The sequence below is a fragment of the Streptomyces venezuelae genome (assembly GCF_008642275.1).
GTDB classification, from domain to species: domain Bacteria; phylum Actinomycetota; class Actinomycetes; order Streptomycetales; family Streptomycetaceae; genus Streptomyces; species Streptomyces venezuelae_E.
The window spans coordinates 505500-523897 of sequence record NZ_CP029189.1; the positions used below are offsets into that span (position 1 = coordinate 505500).

18 protein-coding genes and 1 pseudogene are annotated in these 18398 nt (G+C 71.0%); 10 read left to right on the plus strand and 9 right to left on the minus strand.

The features are described 5' to 3' along the window. The first annotated feature begins 67 nt into the window (after positions 1–67). Entirely contained in the window at positions 68–766 is a 699-nt protein-coding gene (locus DEJ51_RS02225; protein ID WP_150255785.1) for a response regulator, read from the plus strand. Between the two features lie 14 nt (positions 767–780). On the opposite strand, the gene DEJ51_RS02230 is transcribed toward DEJ51_RS02225, so the two are convergent. From DEJ51_RS02230 to DEJ51_RS02250, 5 genes are all read right to left on the minus strand, one after another. Continuing rightward, positions 781–2544 (minus strand): GAF domain-containing protein, encoded by a 1764-nt coding sequence (locus DEJ51_RS02230; RefSeq protein WP_411757277.1) that lies wholly within the window; start codon positions 2542–2544, stop codon positions 781–783. 79 nt (positions 2545–2623) lie between these two features. After that, complete coding sequence (locus tag DEJ51_RS02235) at positions 2624–2899, minus strand: DUF1918 domain-containing protein (protein ID WP_411757278.1); 276 nt, start codon at positions 2897–2899, stop codon at positions 2624–2626. A 2-nt stretch (positions 2900–2901) separates the two neighbouring features. Beyond that, positions 2902–5478, minus strand: coding sequence for a cation-translocating P-type ATPase (locus DEJ51_RS02240; RefSeq protein WP_150255787.1), 2577 nt, complete (start codon positions 5476–5478; stop codon positions 2902–2904). Positions 5479–5485: 7 nt separating this feature from the next. After that, complete coding sequence (locus DEJ51_RS02245) at positions 5486–6349, minus strand: universal stress protein (RefSeq protein WP_150255789.1); 864 nt, start codon at positions 6347–6349, stop codon at positions 5486–5488. Further along, positions 6346–7254, minus strand: coding sequence for a universal stress protein (locus DEJ51_RS02250; protein ID WP_150255791.1), 909 nt, complete (start codon positions 7252–7254; stop codon positions 6346–6348). Before DEJ51_RS02250 ends, DEJ51_RS02245 begins: the two co-directional genes overlap by 4 nt. Before the next feature lie 237 nt (positions 7255–7491). Here DEJ51_RS02250 and DEJ51_RS02255 point away from each other — a divergent pair, with 237 nt between their 5' ends. From DEJ51_RS02255 to DEJ51_RS34845, 8 genes are all read left to right on the plus strand, one after another. Beyond that, complete coding sequence (locus DEJ51_RS02255; protein WP_150255793.1) at positions 7492–8235, plus strand: ketopantoate reductase C-terminal domain-containing protein; 744 nt, start codon at positions 7492–7494, stop codon at positions 8233–8235. A 235-nt stretch (positions 8236–8470) separates the two neighbouring features. Continuing rightward, positions 8471–9139 carry a CBS domain-containing protein gene (locus tag DEJ51_RS02260; RefSeq protein WP_190620138.1) on the plus strand — a complete coding sequence of 223 codons (669 nt, stop codon included), beginning with the start codon at positions 8471–8473 and terminating at the stop codon, positions 9137–9139. A gap of 31 nt (positions 9140–9170) precedes the next feature. Further along, positions 9171–10040: a universal stress protein gene (locus DEJ51_RS02265; RefSeq protein ID WP_150255794.1), complete on the plus strand. Its 870-nt coding sequence runs from the start codon at positions 9171–9173 to the stop codon at positions 10038–10040. Positions 10041–10151: 111 nt separating this feature from the next. Beyond that, on the plus strand, positions 10152–10784 hold the full coding sequence (locus DEJ51_RS02270) for a CBS domain-containing protein (RefSeq protein ID WP_150255796.1): 633 nt from the start codon (positions 10152–10154) through the stop codon (positions 10782–10784). 13 nt (positions 10785–10797) lie between these two features. Continuing rightward, on the plus strand, positions 10798–11394 hold the full coding sequence (locus DEJ51_RS02275) for a CBS domain-containing protein (protein ID WP_150255798.1): 597 nt from the start codon (positions 10798–10800) through the stop codon (positions 11392–11394). Between the two features lie 108 nt (positions 11395–11502). Beyond that, positions 11503–12381 (plus strand): universal stress protein, encoded by an 879-nt coding sequence (locus DEJ51_RS02280; protein WP_190620140.1) that lies wholly within the window; start codon positions 11503–11505, stop codon positions 12379–12381. 24 nt (positions 12382–12405) lie between these two features. Next, a complete protein-coding gene (locus DEJ51_RS02285) occupies positions 12406–13398 on the plus strand; it encodes an Acg family FMN-binding oxidoreductase (RefSeq protein WP_223835627.1) in 993 nt (330 codons plus the stop codon). A gap of 23 nt (positions 13399–13421) precedes the next feature. After that, positions 13422–13565, plus strand: a complete 144-nt coding sequence (locus DEJ51_RS34845) for a LuxR C-terminal-related transcriptional regulator (protein WP_317852443.1) — start codon at positions 13422–13424, stop codon at positions 13563–13565. A 77-nt stretch (positions 13566–13642) separates the two neighbouring features. Here the strand turns inward: DEJ51_RS34845 and DEJ51_RS02295 are convergent, their stop codons facing one another. Then, positions 13643–14518, minus strand: a complete 876-nt coding sequence (locus tag DEJ51_RS02295) for a universal stress protein (RefSeq protein ID WP_150255800.1) — start codon at positions 14516–14518, stop codon at positions 13643–13645. A 239-nt stretch (positions 14519–14757) separates the two neighbouring features. On the opposite strand from DEJ51_RS02295, the gene DEJ51_RS02300 reads away from it, so the two are divergent. Further along, a complete protein-coding gene (locus DEJ51_RS02300) occupies positions 14758–17127 on the plus strand; it encodes a phosphoketolase (RefSeq protein ID WP_150255802.1) in 2370 nt (789 codons plus the stop codon). 18 nt (positions 17128–17145) lie between these two features. On the opposite strand, the gene DEJ51_RS02305 is transcribed toward DEJ51_RS02300, so the two are convergent. The 3 genes and pseudogenes from DEJ51_RS02305 to DEJ51_RS35785 form a co-directional block, all read right to left on the minus strand. Next, positions 17146–17967, minus strand: a complete 822-nt coding sequence (locus DEJ51_RS02305; protein ID WP_150255804.1) for an ABC transporter permease subunit — start codon at positions 17965–17967, stop codon at positions 17146–17148. After that, on the minus strand, positions 17964–18113 hold the full coding sequence (locus DEJ51_RS34350; RefSeq protein WP_190620142.1) for a hypothetical protein: 150 nt from the start codon (positions 18111–18113) through the stop codon (positions 17964–17966). Before DEJ51_RS34350 ends, DEJ51_RS02305 begins: the two co-directional genes overlap by 4 nt. Positions 18114–18181: 68 nt before the next feature. Beyond that, positions 18182–18346: pseudogene (locus tag DEJ51_RS35785) on the minus strand (ATP-binding cassette domain-containing protein); the annotation flags it as partial. Positions 18347–18398: the final 52 nt, after the last annotated feature.

Consider the following 18398-nt stretch of genomic DNA (forward strand, 5'->3'; position numbering starts at 1 on the left):
TGTTTTGCACGCCTCACTGAGACAATTCGGTGGGAAATGCGTCATTGGCACTGAACCAGGGGCGATCATGTCCGACGATCCGAATGCCTCCGCCGGAGCGCCGATCAAGGTGTTTCTCCTCGACGACCACGAGGTGGTCCGGCGCGGACTGCATGACCTGCTGGACGCCGAGCCGGACATCACCGTCGTGGGCGAGGCGGGCACGGCCGAGCAGGCACTGGCCCGCGGGCCGGCGCTGCGCCCGGACGTAGCCGTGCTCGACGTGCGGCTGCCCGACGGCGACGGCATCACCGTCTGCCGAGAGCTGCGCTCCCGCATGCCCGGCCTGGCCTGTCTGATGCTGACGTCCTTCGATGACGAGGACGCACTGCTGGACGCGATCATGGCGGGTGCCGCCGGGTACGTGCTGAAGCAGATCAAGGGCTCCGACCTGGTCTCCGCCGTACGGACGGTGGCGACCGGGCAGTCCATGCTGGATCCGGCCACCACCGCCCGTCTGATGCACTCCCTGCGGGACCCTGAGGCGGCGAAGGAACCGGAGGACGCCCGGCTGGCGGCTCTGTCCGAACGCGAGCGGGCCGTCCTGGAACTCATCGGAGACGGCCTCACCAACCGGCAGATCGCCAAGCAGCTCTACCTCTCCGAGAAGACGGTCAAGAACCACATCTCGCGGCTGCTGGGGAAGCTCGGAGTGGAACGGCGGGTCCAAGCGGCCGTGATCGCCGCCCAGGTGCACGGGCACGACACCGGGACCGCGAAGCCGTAGGACGCCGACGTCGGTCACTGCGGTGGTGGAGCCAGGGGCACCTGCCACTCCAGGCGAGTGCCGCCCTTCCCGACACCGTCACCCCGCGCTGCGACCTTCATCCGGCCGTTCAGCCTCTCGGCACGCTCTGCCAGATTCCGCAGTCCGCTGCGCCGACCGCTCTCGGGCAGGCCGACACCGTCGTCGAGCACGGTGACGGTCAGGTTTCCGGCAGCCGCGGCGATCGAGACCTCCGCCCGCGTGGCCTCGGCATGGCGGGCGACGTTGGTGAGTGCCTCTCCTACCACGGCGAGGGCCTCTTCCGCGACGGCCGGCGGTACGTCGGTGTCGATCAGCCCCTCCATCCGCAGGGCCGGGGCGAAACCGAGGGCTGCTGCGGCCTCGTCCATCGCCTGAATCAGGCGGGAACGCAGTTTGTACGCCTGACCTGGGGTGTCGTGCTCGCGGAGACCGAAGATGGTAGACCGGATGATCTTGATGGTGGCGTCAAGGTCGTCCACTGCCCGCGCGAGGCGTTCGGACGCCTGGGGGTGGTCGACGAAGCGCTGGGCGCTCTGGAGGGTCATCCCGGTGGCGAAGAGGCGCTGGATGGCCAGGTCGTGCAGGTCGCGGGCGATGCGGTCGTGGTCCTCCAGCAGGCTCATCTGCTCGGCGTCACGGCGCCGGTCGGCCAGCTCCAGCGCCAGGGCAGCCTGGCCGGCGAACCCCGGCAGCGCGGCGACCTCAACGGTGGCGAAGCCTGGGCGGCCGTGCCGCCGGGCGAGCATCAGGACGCCGCTGAGCTTTTCCTTCGTGCCCACGGTGACGGCCACGGCCGGGCCGAAGCCGGTCCATCTCTCGGGCTGAACGGTGACGCGCTCGTCGCTCGCCACGTCGGGGACCATGATGAGTCCGTCGCGGGCCAGTGCGGCCTCGGCGAGCGTGCCCTTGGTACTGGGCAGGACGATCCCGCGATGCGCCTCCGCCCCCTCCCCGAGAGCGAGGGAGCCCCTCAGTTCACCGGCGGATCCGAGCAGGTAGAAGACGCCCATGTCCGCGCCGGTGATGTCCTTGGCCCGCTCCAGCATGCCCTCAAGCACCTCGTCCTCGGGTGCACCGGAGAGCAGGGCGCTGGTGATGTCCGAGCTGGCCTCCAGCCAGCGCTCGCGCAGCCTGACCGCTTCGAAGAGCCTGGCGTTCTCGATGGCGATGCCGGCCGCCACAGCGAGGGTGGACAAGACCGCCTCGTCCTCCGCGTCGAACTCGGCTCCGCCGTGTTTCTCGGTCAGGTAGAGGTTGCCGAACACCTCCTCGCGGATCCGGATCGGGACACCGAGGAAGGAGTGCATCGGCGGGTGGTGGGCCGGGAACCCGTAGGAGGCCGGATGCTCGGACAACTCCGACAGCCGCAGCGTCTCGGGATGGCGGATCAGCTCACCGAGAATGCCGTGTCCGGAGGGCAGGTCCCCGATCTGCCCGCGCAGTTCGTCGCTGATGCCAACGGGGAGGAACTGGGCCAGTTTCTTGTCGGTCCCGATGACTCCGAGGGCCCCGTACTCGGCGTCCACGAGCACCACAGCCGCCTCGACGATGCCGCGCAGGACCTGCGGAAGGTCGAGTTCCCGGCCCACGGACATGACGGCTTCGAGCAGACCGTTAAGCCGGTCCCGGGTTCCCCTGACCTCGTTGATCCGTACCTGCAGCTCATCCAGGAGTTCGTCGAGCCGCAGTCGAGGGACTCCGCTCCGGGCGGGCCGGCCACCCGGGCTCATGCCCGTGGGCTGATCGGCTGCGGTCATGCCCACCTCCGGCCGGAAGCGCTGGCGCGATGGCCATCGCTTCCACGGTATCTCCGGCCGGAGGACCCGGCCTTCCCACTCAGCCGGCCATGGCCCCGTATGGCCTCTGGTCGTGCCGCGGCGTACCGGATTCGTGGTGCAGGTGCCGGACGTGGGCGTCCGGGCCGGGGAAGAACACGGTGGTACGACCGGTGTCGGACCAGCGCACGTCGTAGGGCGGGGTGCCGTCGGCGTGGTGCAGGGCAACGACTTCTCCGTCGCGGCCCGGGGTTCCGACGGTGGGGCCGCCCACGACGATCTGGTCGCCCACCTCGGCGTGGATCCCGTGCCCGTAGGCAGGCGAATAGGCGTCCATGATCATGCCTTTCTGTGGAATGCGCCGCGCAGGAGGCGGGCGGCGATGAATGCCGCGAGCGCTGCGGCGGCGGCGAGTCCTGTGCCGGCCCAGCCCACCGGCTGGGTGTCCAGCAGCGACTGAAGGGCGGGAACGTGCAGGGCTGCCATCGCGAGCAGGGCGGAGGTCGCCACGGAGGCGGGGAGGAAGAGGTTCTGGGTGGTGAGCAATCGGGCTCGCAGTCCCAGTGCCACTCCGAGCTGTGCGCCGAGCAGGGACAGGAAGAGCACGCTCTGCCAGGGCAGGCCCGTGGCACGCGCGCCGATGCCGGCGATCAGGCTGAACGCTGTCACGGCTGCGGCGAGGACGAGGAGGCGTTGCCACACGCCTGCGGCCAGGATGTGCTGTTCCGGCGGCCGGGGCGGGCGCCGCATGGCCTGCGGCGCGGCCGGTTCCGCGCCCATCGCCACGCCGGTGAGGCCGTGGGTGAGGAGATTGATCCACAGGATCTGGCCCGCCCGCAGGGGCAGGGCCAGGCCGAGCAGGGGGCCTGTCAGCATCACGAGGATCTCCGCGGCCCCACCGGCCATGGCGTAGACGAGGAAGCGCCGGATGTTGTCGTAGACGCGGCGGCCTTCCTCGACGGCCGTCACCACGGTGGAGAGTTCGTCGTCCGTGAGGACGAGATCGGCGGCCTGGCGGGCCACCTCCGTGCCGCGGGCGCCCATGGCGACGCCGATGTCGGCCTGCCGCAGGGCAGGGCCGTCGTTGACGCCGTCCCCGGTCATGGCGGTCACGGCGCCGCGGGCCCGCCAGGCGTGGACGATGTCCAGCTTCTGCTGTGGATCGGTCCGGGCGAAGACGCGGACCGCTGTCAGGTCGGTGTTCGGAGCCGCGGCCAGCTCGGGTCCGGTGACGACCACGTCCGCAGGTCCGTCCTCGACGATTCCGATGCGAACGGCGATGGCGTGGGCCGTCGCCGGGTGGTCTCCGGTGATCAGGACGGGTGTGATGCCGGCGGCGCGGCATGCCGCCAATGTGGCGGCGGCGGTCGCCTTCGGCGGATCGCTGATGGCGACCAGTCCGAGCAGGCGTAGTCCGTGCTCCGCCTCGGCGGCGGGCAGGCTCCACTGGAGCCGTTCGGCGCCTGCCACCGCCAGGACCCTGAATCCACGGGCGGCCAGTTCAGCAGCCCGCCGATGGGCCTGGGCCAGGACGTCGGGCGGGTCGGCGAGGACCGTCGGGGCCAGGACGGTCTCGGGCGCACCTTTGAGGCAGACCAGGACGTTGCCGTCGGGCAGGTGGTGGAGGGTGGTCATCCGTTTACGCAGGCTGTCGAACGGCGCTTCTCCGATCCGGGGACACTCCCGGTGCAGTTCGGCAGGGTCGGCGCAGCCTGCCTTGGCAGCGGCTGCCATCAGTGCGGCCTCCATGGGGTCGCCCAAGGCCGTCCAGACGTCGGAACGGCTCCGGGGCGGTTTGAGGCTCGCGTCATTGCACAGGGCCGCCGTGGTGAGAAGCTCTTGCAGCGGGCGGAGCTGCTCAGGGGTGAGGGAGCGGCCGGAGCGGGTCAGGGCGCCGTGGGGTTCGTAGCCGCTGCCGGACACGTCGGCGGCTCCCGCCGGTGTCCACACGTGCTGGACGACCATGCGGCCCTCGGTGAGGGTGCCGGTCTTGTCCGTGGCCAGCACGCTCACCGAGCCGAGTGTCTCGACCGCCGGAAGGCGTCGGATCAGGGCGCCGCGGGCGGCCATGCGGCGGGCGCCGAGGGCGAGGGCGAGGGTGACGACGGCAGGCAGGGACTCGGGCACTGCTGCGACGGCCAGGCTGATGGCGGTGACGGCCATCGTGCTCACGCCGAGGCCGCGTACGAGGCCCAGGGCGAAGAAGAGCACGCACAGGGCGAGCGTGACGGCGGCCAGGATCCGGCCGAGGGAGGCGAGGCGGCGCTGGAGCGGGGTCGGCCCGTGTTCCCCTTCGAGGAGCGCTGCGATGCGGCCGAGGGCACTGGCGGATCCTGTGGCCGTGGCGGTCGCGACACCCCGACCGCGCACCACGACGGTGCCGGCGCTGACCGTGTCGCCCGCGGTCTTGGCGACGGGTTCCGATTCGCCGGTGAGCATCGACTCGTCCGCAAGGAGCGCCGACGCCTCGGTGAGATCGGCGTCCGCGGCGACGACGTCTCCCTCGCCGAGCAGCAGGCTGTCGCCCGGCACCACGAGTGCTGCCGACAACTCGTGGGCCGCGCCGTCGCGCCGTACCCGGGCGTGTGGGGCCGAAAGAGCGGAGAGCGCGGCGACCGCACGGTCCGCCCGGACTTCCTGGGCCACTCCCACGGTCGTGTTGAAGACGACCACCAGCCCGATGACGACGGCGTCCGGGTGGTCGCCGATCGCGATGGTCAGGAGTGCAGCACCGAGCAGCACCATGATCAGCGGATCGCGCAGCTGTGCCAGAACCCGACGGTGGAGGGGTGTGGGCCGCGGAGGAGCGACCTCGTTGCGGCCGTACCGGGCCAGTCGGCGTTCGGCCTCGGACTGCGTCAGCCCACCCGGGGCCGAAGAGTCGGCGAACGGCGTTTCGATGGCGCGGCTGGTCATGGCGGGCTCATCCGGTGGGGACGGTGATCACGGGGCAGTGCGCGCGGTGCAGGAGGCCGTGGACGACGGATCCGATCCGCATGCCGGTGTATCCGCCGGTGCCGCGGCGGCCCACGACGACGGACAGGGCGTGCTCGGCGGCCCGGGCCAGTTCCTCGACCGGGTGGCCGGTGAGGACCTCGTGGGTGACGCGTACGTCCGGGTACTTCTCGGACAGGCCGGTGGTGGCTTCGGAGAGCAGGGTGTGCTGCGCCCGCAGCGCCACCTCCTCGCCGTCCAGCATGATCAGCGGCGGCTGCCACACGCAGACGACCCGCAGCGCCGCGCCCCGGAGGTCGGCCTCGTCGAAGGCGAAGGTCAGCGCGGCGGTGGCGGACGAGCTGCCGTCGATGCCCGCGACGACGCAGGGCGGCTGCTGGCTGATGTGCTCGGCGTCGCCCACGACGACGACGGGGCAACGGGCCTGGGCGGTGACGGGGACCACGAGCGAGCCGGCGCTGAAGAACTCGGCGGTGCGGCTCAGGTGCCGGGAGCCGAGGACGATCATGCGGGCCTCGCGCGCCGCCCCGCCCAGGACGTGGGCGGGGAAGCCGCCCAGCAGATCACCGGTGACGCTCACCTCGGGGTGACGGTCACGCACCCAGTTGCAGGCTTGTTCGAGCCTGTCCGATCCGGCCTGCCGCAGGGCGGTCTGGCCGGGTGTGTCATCGACGTGATGGGTGTCGTGCTGGGGTGGTACCGCGAGCACCAGGCGCAGCGGGAGCCGGCGCCGTTGTGCCTCGTCGGCGGCCCAGGCCAGGGCGAGGTGCCAGTCCCGGTCCGGGTCGATCCCCACGACGATGTCATGGCTGCCTGTCTGGCGGCTGGTCATGACCGGCTCCCGAAGTCGCTGCCGGTCCGGGGGATGAGGAGGACCGGGCAGTGGGCGTGGTGCAGCAGGCTGTGCGTGGCCCTGCCCAGGTTGCGGGTCATTCCAAGGGCGCTGGGGACGCGGCGGCCGCCCATGACGAGCAGGTCGGCGTGGCGGGACGCCTCGACCAGGTCACCGGCCACGGAGATGCTCTTCTCCGCGTCTGCCTGCACCTCCAGGTCGGGGAACTCGCCGCGGACCACGTCCGTGACCGCCCGAAGGATCTCTTCGTGCCCACGCGCGATCTCGTCCACGCCGTCGAGCATGCTGACCACTTCGCCGACGGACTGAAGCACGTTCCAGACGTGCAGCAGCCGCAGGGAGGCCTTGTGCAGTTCGGCTTCCTTGGCCGCGTACCGGGCTATCAGGTGGTCGTGTTCGTCGCGGATCGCCGCGAGGACGGTGCCGGTCTCCTCGGCGCCGTCAATGCCCCGGACGACGATGACAGGGGTCATGGCGGCGGCCGCGACATCCAGGCCGACCGAGCCGAGCATGAGGGAGTTGAACCCTCCCAGGCCGCGGTTGCCCACCACGACCGTGCCGTGGAGTCCGCCGGCCCGGTGCAGGCTGTCGACGGCGCCCGCGCGGCTGAATTCGGTGGTCACGTTCAGCCCGGGGTACTCGGCCGACACGGCCTTCGCCGTGTCGTCCAGGAGCTCCCGCCCGTTGACGCGGACCCGTTCGATGATCTCCGCCGACAGGTACAGGGCCCTGCCGTCGGTGTCGGCGCCGTAGACGATGTGCAGGGGACGGTCCCGGCGTACGGCCTCCTTGGCCGCCCACAGGGCAGCGACGCGCGCTGACTGCGAGCCGTCCACGCCGACGGTGACCGAGCTGGTGTCCGGGGTGCGGAATGTGCCTTCCACGATTCCTCCCAACCGAGAAGCCGATGAGGGACACCACTCACGCTGGCACCGCCGGCGCTCCGGGAAGAGGGCCGCCCGGGACCGCAGACGGGACCAAAGGTCCCCATCGCTCCGATCCTGTCCTGGGGCCGTCACGGGCCTGCGCAGTGCTCAGTCACGGGCGTGCCGCGCCCCTTGATCCCCGGACGGCTTCCGCCTGCTTTCGGGTAACCACTGTGGACCAGGAGCGATGCCGGCATGCCTCACCCCGGACGCCTCCGCCCGGACGCCGTCGTCGTCAGCTTCCGGAACGGGCTGCACAATGCCCGCCTGCTGCGGGACGGACTCCCGGGCGCCACCGTGCTCGCGGGGATGGTGCCGTACAACGTCGCGCGGACCGCACCCGGCACCTTCCACCAGGGCACGGGTGGGGCTCTGATGCTCGACGGCGCCCCCGCTTCAGCCCCGTTGGTGGCGGCGCTGACGGCCGCCGGGCTGCCGGTAGAGCCGCGCGACCACATGCGGCAGGTGCAGCACGCCAAGCTGCTGATGAACCTCAACAACGCGGTGAACGCCCTGTCCGGCCTGCCGCTGCGGGAGCAGCTGGGCGCACGCCCGTACCGTACGTGCCTCGCGCTGTGCCAGGAGGAGGCGCTGGCGGCGTTCGCCGCGGAAGGAGTCCGCCCGGCACGGCTTGGCCCTGTCCCGGCCCGGCTCACGCCACGGATCCTGCGCCTGCCCGACGCCTTGTTCCGCCGCATCGCAGCGGCCGGCCTCCGGGTGGACGCGCACGCGCGGTCCTCGATGCGGGACGACCTGGAGCACGGTCGGGCGACGGAGATCAGCAGTCTCCGGGGCGAGGTCGTCGCCATGGCGGAACGACGCGGCCTGACCCCACCGGTGAACGCACGGCTCGTCTCGCTGGTTCACGAGGCTGAACGGCCGGGCGGCCGGCGTTCCTGGTCGGGCCCGGAGCTGCTGCACGCGCTGCGCCAGCCGTGAGCCGGCCGGGGCAGCCGGTCAGCCGTGTGCGCCGGTCGGCGCCGTCGGCTGCCGGGCTCTCACTGCGGTAGGTGGCACCGCCTCTCCGCAGCTGCAGGCAACCTCATTGACCCGTACGGGCCCCTTGACGGGACCGGTCGGCCCTTGATCGCGGGCAGAGACCGGCCGGATGGTGGGGGAAACACACCCACACCGGACACCAGCCTCGCGTGACACGGCGGAGCAGGAGGGCCTCATGAAGCATCTCAAGGTGGCGGACCTGATGACCGACGAGGTCGTCTCCGTGGCACCGGGTACCGCCTTCAAGGACGTCGCCAAGCTCCTCGCCCAGTACGACATCTCGGGTGTCCCCGTCCTGGACGACGAGGACCGCGTGGTGGGCGTCGTATCGCAGACGGACCTGCTGGCCCGCACGGTGCCCGAGCCCCATCCCCCCGAGCAGGGCACCACCGCGACTAATCCGCCTACCGCGGGTGACGTCATGTCCGCGCCCGCGGTCTCCGTCCACGCCGAGGAGACAGTGGCTGACGCCGCCCGGCTGATGACCCGCCGAGGTATCGAACGCCTCCCCGTCGTGGACGTGGAGGACCGGCTCGTCGGCATCGTCACCCGCCGGGACCTGCTCCGCATGTTCCTGCGCCCGGATTCGGAGATTCGGCGGCGTGTCACCGACGAGGTCCTCACGGAGGTGCTCGGAGTGCCTCCCGGGGGCGTCGACGTCCATGTGGTGGACGGCATCGTCACGCTGGACGGCCTGGTCGACCACCGAAGTCAGCTCCCCGCGCTCCTCAGCCTCGTCGAGCGACTCGACGGGGTCGTCGCTGTGGCATCGCGTGTCACCGCCCGCACCGACGACACGGAAACCACGCAACCGGACCATGCCCGGCACGCGATGCCATGGTGACGCACCGGACCGTACGAAGGGAACGGCAGCCATGAAACACCACGTGACCGTCGGAGTCGACGGCTCCCCGGAGAGCCGGGCAGCGGCCCGCTGGGCCGCGCAGGAGGCCGTCCTTCGGCAGGTGCCACTGCGGCTCGTGCACGCCGTCGACTGGCCACTGGACCCGGTGTTCCCCGGCCTGGGCCGCCAGGACGTGGACCGCTGGGCGGACCAGGCCCTGACCGAAGCCGCACAGGAACTGCACGGGCGCCATCCGAACCTGGAGATCACGACCCGCTGCCTGACGGCCCGGCCCGCCGCCGCCCTCGCGGCCGAGGCAGCGGACGCCGGGCTGCTCGTTCTGGGCTCGCGCGGTCTGGGCGGCCTGGTCGGGTTCGTCGTGGGCTCAGTGGCGATGTCCACCGTGGTCGCGACCGACACCCCGGTCGTCCTCGTTCGCGTCGCCGACGACCCGGGCGGGCCGGGCACCGGCTCCGGCGCCGAGATCGTCGTGGGCGTCGACATCCACGAGGCGTGCGACCGGGTACTCGCCTTCGCCTTCGAAGAGGCGACCCGGCGCGATTGCCCCTTGCGGGCCGTGCACGGCTGGAAGGTGCCGGCCGCCTACAACTACGTCCCCTTCTTCGACCCGGACGACGAACGGGACATCGGCAGGAGCGTCACACACATGGTGGACGACATGCTGCTGCCCTGGAAGCACAAGTTCCCCGACGTGAACGTCAGCCACAACGTGTTCACGGGGTCGGCGGGGGAACATCTCGTCCGCGCCTCGCAGGGCGCTGGACTCGTCGTCGTGGGACGCCATGTGCGCCGCTCTCCCCTCGGCGCCCACCTCGGCTCTGTCACGCACGCGGTCCTGCACCACGCAGCAGCCCCCGTGGCCGTCATCGCCCACGACTGAAGGAGCCGAATCCGTTGAACGCCCGTGCGCGGGAGCCCGGACGGCCTACCCGCAGCGGGGCCGCCCTTCGCACCACCGCGAGTACCGGACGTTCCATCGAGGAGGAAGACCATGAAGCACCTGCGCAACGTCGAGGACGTCATGACACACGCCGTGATCTCCGTCGACCGAGGAACCGCGTTCAAGGACATCGTGGAAGAGCTGCGGATGTGGAACGTCAGCGCGCTCCCCGTCCTCACCCAGGACGGACAGGTGGTCGGCGTCGTCTCCGAAGCCGACCTGCTGCTGAGGCCCCAAGGCACCGGCACGGCCCACGACACCACCGCCGAGCAACTGATGACCCGCCCGGCCGTGACCGTTACGAAGGACGCCACCATCCCCACCGCAGCGCGTCTGATGGCCCGCAGGCACCTCAAGCGCCTTCCCGTGGTCGACGGCGACGACCGCCTCGTCGGCGTCGTCAGCCGCGGCGACCTGCTGAAGGTGTTCCTGCGCCCGGACGAGGACATCGGCGCCGAAATCCGCGAACTGATCATGTACCAGCTGCTCCCGCAGGTTCCCGCCGAAGCCCACGTCCACGCGCACGGTCCCGTGGAGGTGCACGTCCACGTCGCCAACGGCGTCGTGTACCTCACCGGGTCGCTGCCGGACCCCGCGATGGAAGACGTCGTCGTACGCGCCGCCGGCACCGTACCGGGCGTCGTCGACGTCAAGGCGGATTTCACCGCACCCGTCTGCGCATGAGGGCACGACCGCCATGAGGCACCGCAGTGTCGCGGACCTGATGACGCGCACCGCCGTCACCGTCCGGCGCACGACCACGTTCAAGGAGATCGCCCGGCTCCTGAAGGAGTTCGACATCACCGCCATGCCCGTGATCGACGATACCGGGCGCCCCGTCGGCGTCGTCTCCGAAGCCGACCTTCTGCGTCGGCGGCCCGCAGGTGGTGCTGCAACAGCCGAGGAGTTGATGACGAGCCCGGCCGTGACGGCCCGACCGGAGTGGAGCGTGGTCCGCGCGGCCCGCATCATGCAGCGGCACCGGGTCAAGCGGCTGCCGGTCGTCGACGAGGAAGGCCACGTGGTCGGCATCCTCAGCCGCAGCGATCTGATCCAGATCTTCCTCCGACACGACCACGCGATACAGGAAGAGATCCTGGAGGACGTCCTCACCCGAATGCTCCGCCTCGCTCCTTCGGCCGTCACCGTCGAAGTCGACGACGGCCTGGTGACACTCAGCGGCACCGTGCCGCAGGCCGACCTGTTGCCCGTGCTGGTGCGTCTTTGCCAGAGCGTCGACGGGGTCATCGACGTCGACACCAGGCTCACCTGTGCATCGGCCGAACCGGGCTGAGCGGCAAGCAGGGCCGGTCGGTCCCCAGTTGGGCCACTCGGTCCTTCTCAGAAACCCCACAAGCGGAAGAGCCTGATAGCAGCGGCTTTCCGACCCAGGAGGAACATCATGTCGAACCGGATCACGGTGGGCCTGGACGGATCGGGCGCCGGCAGCGCAGCAGCCGACTGGGCCGCCAACGAGGCCGAACTGCGCGGCGCGACGCTGGAACTCGTTCACGCGGAGGACTGGGCACAGTACGGGCCCTTCGCCGCGCCACTTCCCGAACCGCGTCGCCAGTGGGCGGAGGACCTCCTCTCCCTCACACGGGACCGGCTACTGCGTGAGCACGGCACGCTGGACATCACCACCCGCGGCACCAGAGGAGTCGCAGCCTCCAAGGTCCTCGCTTCGTCCTCGGCGGATGCGGACCTGCTCGTTCTCGGTTCTCGTGGTCTCGGCGCTGTCGCAGGGTTCATCGTTGGATCGACCGGCTCGGCAACGATCCCCGAGACCGAAACACCCGTCGTCCTCGTGCGCTCCGCCGACGGCCAAACCCCTCCGCACCGGCCGGCGAACGATGCCGGGGCGGTAGTGCTCGGGGTGGACCTGCGCAGCAACAGCGACCGGCTCCTCGCCTTCGCATGCGAGGAAGCGGACCGGCGGTCCTGCCCCCTCGTGGTCGTACACGCCTGGTCGCTCCCGCCGGTCTTCGCCTACGCTCCTGCCCTCCATCCCGGCGTCGAGAAGGAGATGGCCGACGGACTCGACACCACGCTGCGCGAGCTGCTGAGTCCCTGGGAGCAGAAGTATCCGCAACTGGCCATCGACGCACGCGTCGTCATCGGACAACCCGCCATCCAGATCCTGGACGCGGCGTCGGGCGCGGCACTCGTCGTGGTCGGCCGGCACCTCCGCCGTCCGGCATTCGGCTCCCGCATCGGCCCCATCACCCATGCGGTGATGCACCACGCCACCTCACCGGTCGCCGTCGTGGCGCACTACTGAGGCCGCACAGACAGGAACAGTCCCGTGACCGCAACACACTTCGACCCCGACACCGTCATCCGGCTCGTCGGCGATGCCGTCACCGCCCCGTCCATGCACAACGCCCAACCGTGGAAGTTCATGTTCCATGTCGGACGTGGCGCCCTGGCCCTGTACGGCGATCCGGACCGCGCCATGCCCCGCACCGACCCGGATCACCGCAGCCTGCACCTCGGCTGCGCCGCGGCACTGTTCAACCTCCGCGTGTCCGCAGCCCGGATCGGCCTCCCCGTCCGCGTGCAGCTCTTGCCCGACGCTGCCGAACCATGGCTGCTCGCCACAGTGACCATCGACGAAACCGCGGGCACGGACCGCGAGCTGGCCTCCCTGCACGACGCCGTCCGGCGCCGGCACACCAGCCGGTACCCCTTCATCGAGGAGCCGGTGCCGACCGCGCTGCTGGACGGCCTCTGGGCCGCAGCCCATTTGGAGGGCTGCCGCCTCACCGTCCCTGACACCTGGCACATCGACGCCGTGCTCGGGCTGGTCCGGGACGCAGAGCACCGAGAGGAGATCGATCCGCTCGCCCGATCGGAGACCGCGGCCTGGACCTCCCAGGCGCCGAGCGCTTCAGACACACGTCGCGATGGCATTCCCGCCGCCGCATTCGGACCCAAAGCCTCCGGCGGCCCCACCCCCGTACGCGACTTCGGCTGGGCCAACCCCATACCGGACCGCGGCTGGGCCGTGTTCGAGAAGCGGCCACAGCTGGCTCTTCTCAGCACCGAGGGGGACACAAGAGCCGACTGGCTGCGCGCCGGCCAGGCGATGGAGCGCGTCCTTCTGCAGGCCACCGCCGACGGCCTTGCCACGTCGATGACATCCCATCCACTGGAATGGCCCGAGTTGCGCTGGACGGCCCGCGACCCGGTCGCGGCCATGGGACACGTGCAGATGGTCTTCCGCCTCGGCTACGGCCCCCCAGGCCCCGACACACCCCGCCGCCCGTTGACCGAGGTACTGGAAATCCGGGAGTAGACACGCCGGCCTCTGCCGAACGGCTGTTCCTCGCCGAGAAGACCGTCGAGAAGATCATCTCGCGCCTGTTCACCAAGCTGGGTGCAGACGGCCGCGTCCAAGCCGCCGTGATCGCCAGCCACACGCTGGTCCCGCCGAGCCGGCGCACCGTGCCGACCGCCGAATAGCCGAAGAGTCATGACGGCCGAGAGCCGGGCGCGCCGTACAGTCGCGTGCCCGGCCCTCCTGCCTGCCACGGGCAGGGTCAGGGGTGCGGGACCACGGCCACGGGACAGGCCGAGTGGTGCAGGACGGCATGGGCCACGGACCCGATGTGCGGCCCCACCGCCGACTCGCGGACCCGGCGGCCGACGACGAGCAGTTGCGCGTCGGTCGCGGCGGCCAGCAGCACGTGGCCGGCACTGCCCTGCTCCAGGTGCGCGACGACTTCGACCTGCGGGTACTTCACCCGCCACGGCTCCAGGGCCTGCTCCAGCGCGGCCTTCTCGTACGGCTCCAGGCCACCGAACTGGTCGGCGATCCACATCGACCCGGGGCTGTAGCCGTAGACCGGCGGCAGGGCCCACGCGCGGACCGCGCGGAGCGGTACCCCGCGTGCCGCGGCCGCCTCGAAGGCGAAGCGCAGCACCTCGGCGGACTCCTGCACGCCGCCCTGCTGCCCGACGACGACCTCACCCTCCTCCGGCACGGCGGCCGGCCTGCCGTGCGCGGAGCGTACGGACACGACCGGGCACTCCGCGGCGGCGATCACCTGCTGACCGTAGGAGCCCAGCAGGAAGGCGACCAGCGCTCCGTGCCCGCGCGTCCCGATGACCAGCGTCTCCGCCTCCCTGGCGGCGTGCAGCAAGGCCGACACGGGCGCGTCGCAGAGAACTTCCGCGGTGAGGTCCAGTTCCGGGTACCGGTGGGTGAGCTCGCCCTCGACCTCCTTCAGGACGTCGTCGGCCCGGCGGGCTTCGGCATCGCGGTCCTGGACGACGGGGGCGGAGAGCGGCGCCCACAGCCAGGCATGGACCACGTGCAGGGACAGGTCACGCCGTACGGCCTCCTGCGCGGCCCAGTCCGCCGCGGCCCGGCTCTCAGGGGATCCGTCCACTCCGACAACCAGGGTGTGCTTCACGAGTCTGTCCTCCGTACTGATGCTGCCGGAGCATCGGGGTCGGTCGGCAGGGGGCGGTGCCGGCCGGGGGAGACCGCCACCGCCGACCTCACTCTCCCGTCCGGGCGCCGTCGCACACAGGGGCCGACAGTCCCTCCCCCAGGGCCGGTCCTCCCCTCGCGGCCCCCACGCGTGGAGGGCAGGGTGGAGGGATCGGCTCAGTCGACGAACGTCCCGGACCGTCGCACTCAGGAGCGGGCATGACCTCGTACCCCATCGCGGAGATCGCGGAGCTCGACGCGCACTGGCGCGCCGCCAACTATCTGGCAGTCGGCCAGATCTACCTCATGGACAACCCCCTGCTCACCGAACCGCTGCGGCCGGAGCACATCAAGCCGCGGCTGCTCGGCCACTGGGGCACCTCCCCCGGCCTGAACCTCGTCCACACCCACCTCAACCGCGTGATCAAGGACCGCTCGCTGGACGCCCTGTGCGTCTGGGGTCCCGGCCACGGCGGTCCCGCCGTCCTCGCCAACTCCTGGCTGGAGGGCACGTACACCGAGACCTACCCGGACGTCACGCGGGACGCGGCCGGCATGGGCGCGCTGTTCCGGCAGTTCTCCTTCCCCGGTGGCGTGCCGAGCCACGTGGCCCCCGAAACGCCCGGCTCGGTCCATGAAGGCGGCGAGCTCGGGTACTCCCTCGCCCACGCCTACGGAGCCGCCTTCGACCACCCCGACCTGCTGGTCGCCTGCGTCATCGGGGACGGTGAGGCCGAAACGGGGCCGCTGGCCGCGTCCTGGCACTCCAACAAGTTCCTCGACCCGGTCCACGACGGCGCCGTCCTGCCGGTCCTTCACCTCAACGGCTACAAGATCGCCAATCCGACGGTGCTGTCCCGGATCCCCGAGGGCGATCTCGACGCGCTGCTGCGCGGCTACGGGCACGACCCGCTGTACGTGACCGGCAGCGACCCCGCCTTGGTGCACCGTGCCATGGCCCGCGCGATGGACGAGGCACTGGACCGCATCGCCGCCATCCAGCGCCAGGCCCGGACGGCGGGCACCGATCCGGGCCGGGAGTACGCACGCTGGCCGGTGATCGTGCTGCGCACCCCCAAGGGCTGGACCGGCCCCGCCACCGTCGACGGCGAGCCGGTCGAGGGCACCTGGCGTGCCCACCAGGTACCGCTCGGCAGTGTGCGGGAGAACCCTGCGCACCTGAAGCAGCTGGAGACCTGGCTGCGTTCTTACCGGCCGGAGGAGCTCTTCGACGCCGACGGGCGGCCCTCCGGACGGGTGCTCGCGTGCGTCCCGCGGGGTGAGCGCCGCCTGGGCGCTGTCCCGTACGCGAACGGCGGCCGGCTGCTGCGGCCTCTCCCGCTGCCCGCCCTCGGTGCGTACGCCGTCCCCGTCGAAAAGCCGGGCTCCAGCCTCCACGAACCGACCCGGGTCCTCGGGCAGTTCCTCACCGGGATCATGCGCAACACCGCCGAGCGGCGGGACTTCAGGGTCGTCGGTCCGGACGAGACCGCGTCGAACCGGCTGGACGACCTGTACGACGCCACCGGCAAAGCCTGGCAGGGGCTGACGGAGGCCACGGACAGGAACCTGTCCCGGGACGGCCGCGTCATGGAGATCCTGTCCGAACACGTCTGCCAGGGCTGGCTGGAGGGCTACCTCCTCACCGGCCGCCACGGTCTCTTCTCCACCTACGAGGCCTTCGCCCACATCGTCGACTCCATGGCCGGCCAGCACATCAAGTGGCTGAAGACCTCGCGAGACCTGTCGTGGCGTGCACCGATCGCCTCCCTGAACTACCTGCTCACCTCGCATGTCTGGCGCCAGGACAACAACGGCTTCTCCCACCAGGACCCCGGCTTCGTCGACCACGTCCTCAACAAGAGCCCCGAGGTCGTACGGGTCTACCTGCCACCGGACGCCAACACCCTCCTCGCCGTGGCCGATCACGCCCTGCGCAGCCGCGACCGGGTCAATGTGATCGTCGCCGGGAAGCAGCCCTCCTTCGACTGGCTGCCCCTCGACGAAGCCCTCGTCCACGTCGCGCGGGGCGCCGGCAGCTGGGAGTGGGCGGGCACCGGCCACGGCTCCCGCGAACCCGACGTCGTCCTCGCCTGCGCCGGCGACGTACCCACCATGGAGGCCCTCGCCGCCACCGCCCTCCTGCGCGAGCACCTCCCCTCGTTGGCCGTCCGAGTCGTCAACGTCGTGGACATCGCCCGCCTGATGCCCCACGAGGAACACCCGCACGGCATGACCGACACCGAGTACGACGCCCTCTTTACCACCGACAAGCCGGTGATCTTCGCTTACCACGGCTATCCGTGGCTGATCCACCGCCTCGCCTACCGGCGCACCGGCCACCCGAACCTGCATGTCCGCGGGTACAAGGAGTCCGGCACGACGACCACTCCCTTCGACATGGTCGTGCGCAACGACCTCGACCGGTACCGGCTCGTCATGGACGTCATCGACCGCGTCCCGGGCCTGGCCGGCCGCGCTGAGGGGTTGCGCCAGGCGATGGCCGACCAGCGCGTCCGCCACCACAGCTGGATCCGCGAGCACGGCACCGACCTGCCGGAGGTCTCGGACTGGTCCTGGCCCTATTGATCGCGGAGGCAGCTGTGCTCACGGCGCGAGGTCTCGGTGTTGGAGCAGCAGCCGGGCCAGCAGGATGCCCAGCACTCCCGTTCCGATGAGGATCCCTAGCTGCGGCCACAGCACGCAGCCTTCGGCCAGGGCGTCGCCCGGGGCGTAGTAGTGGAACGGGCTGAGGAACCTCAGTGGGGCTGCCGGCGACCAGGCCAGGGCGATGAAGTTGACGGCGAATCCCACGGCTCCGATCGCGATGGTCGCGCCGACCACCTGGGCCCGCCGTCGGCCCGCTGCCGATACGGCCATTGCCGGCCCGATCAGGCACAGGGCGAAGCCGAGGCCCATGACCCCGGCGGCGAACACACCGCCGAGCGGCACCGCACGGTGGATGTCCGGTGACAGCGAGACCCCGACAGCCACCGTGAGGGTCGCCGCCAGGTTCAGGGCGAGCGCCGCGAGCACCAGCGCGGCGGTCCGCTCGACCAACAACCGGGTACGGCTGACGGGACGCACCATGACGAGCTCCACGGTCCCGGACTCCACGTCCGCCGCCACGGCGGCCGCGGCGAGCGAACCGATCGCGGTGAGCTGCATGGCGATCCAGAAGGGATGGGTGAGACCGTCGCCCAGCAGGCCGGCGTAGCTGGCGATCGACACGTCGCCGCTGGACCCGCTGAACGCCCGGTAGGCCGAAGGCGGTCCCTTCCCGCCCGCGGAGAAGAGCTGACCCGGAGGAATCGCGTTGGCGACCACCACGATGAGTGCTTCGAAGACGACCATCCCGATGATCAGGGCGGCCAGCATCCGGCGCCGCCGGTACAGGGCGAGCCACAACAGCGGCCACTGGCTTCTCACGGCTCCTCCCCCACGGCGCCGTTGCGGTACAGGTCCATGAAGGCTTCGTCCAGTCCGGCTTCTTCCACCGTGACGTCGGCCACCGGCAGGCCGAGCAGGGTGCGAAGGGCGCCCACCAGTTCACTCGGCGGTACGAGCAGCTCCACTCGGTCCCCCTGCCAGCGAGGGGCCCAGCGGTCTGCGTCGCCCAGTGGCCGTGCTCCGTGTAGCCCAGGTGCGGGGCCACCCTGTGGTGATCGGCGATCGGGTCCAGCCCGAGCACTCGAACACGTCCTTCGGTGGGGCGAAGCAGCCCGGTGAGACATCGCAGAGTGGTCGTCTTCCCCGCACCGTTCGGTCCGAGGAAACCGAACACCTCGCCTGGTCGCACGGTGAGGTTCAGGCGGTCGATTCCCGTCACCGGCCCGTACCTCTTGGTCAGTCCGGTCAGC

What these genes read in the sequence shown, in the direction of transcription:
- DEJ51_RS02225 (WP_150255785.1), top strand. Translation starts at nt 68, where the DNA reads ATGTCCGACGATCCGAATGCCTCCGCCGGAGCGCCGATCAAGGTGTTT.
- DEJ51_RS02230 (WP_411757277.1), bottom strand. Translation starts at nt 2,544, where the DNA reads ATGACCGCAGCCGATCAGCCCACGGGCATGAGCCCGGGTGGCCGGCCC.
- DEJ51_RS02235 (WP_411757278.1), bottom strand. Translation starts at nt 2,899, where the DNA reads ATGGACGCCTATTCGCCTGCCTACGGGCACGGGATCCACGCCGAGGTG.
- DEJ51_RS02240 (WP_150255787.1), bottom strand. Translation starts at nt 5,478, where the DNA reads ATGACCAGCCGCGCCATCGAAACGCCGTTCGCCGACTCTTCGGCCCCG.
- DEJ51_RS02245 (WP_150255789.1), bottom strand. Translation starts at nt 6,349, where the DNA reads ATGACCAGCCGCCAGACAGGCAGCCATGACATCGTCGTGGGGATCGAC.
- DEJ51_RS02255 (WP_150255793.1), top strand. Translation starts at nt 7,492, where the DNA reads ATGCCTCACCCCGGACGCCTCCGCCCGGACGCCGTCGTCGTCAGCTTC.
- DEJ51_RS02260 (WP_190620138.1), top strand. Translation starts at nt 8,471, where the DNA reads ATGAAGCATCTCAAGGTGGCGGACCTGATGACCGACGAGGTCGTCTCC.
- DEJ51_RS02265 (WP_150255794.1), top strand. Translation starts at nt 9,171, where the DNA reads ATGAAACACCACGTGACCGTCGGAGTCGACGGCTCCCCGGAGAGCCGG.
- DEJ51_RS02270 (WP_150255796.1), top strand. Translation starts at nt 10,152, where the DNA reads ATGAAGCACCTGCGCAACGTCGAGGACGTCATGACACACGCCGTGATC.
- DEJ51_RS02275 (WP_150255798.1), top strand. Translation starts at nt 10,798, where the DNA reads ATGAGGCACCGCAGTGTCGCGGACCTGATGACGCGCACCGCCGTCACC.
- DEJ51_RS02280 (WP_190620140.1), top strand. Translation starts at nt 11,503, where the DNA reads ATGTCGAACCGGATCACGGTGGGCCTGGACGGATCGGGCGCCGGCAGC.
- DEJ51_RS02300 (WP_150255802.1), top strand. Translation starts at nt 14,758, where the DNA reads ATGACCTCGTACCCCATCGCGGAGATCGCGGAGCTCGACGCGCACTGG.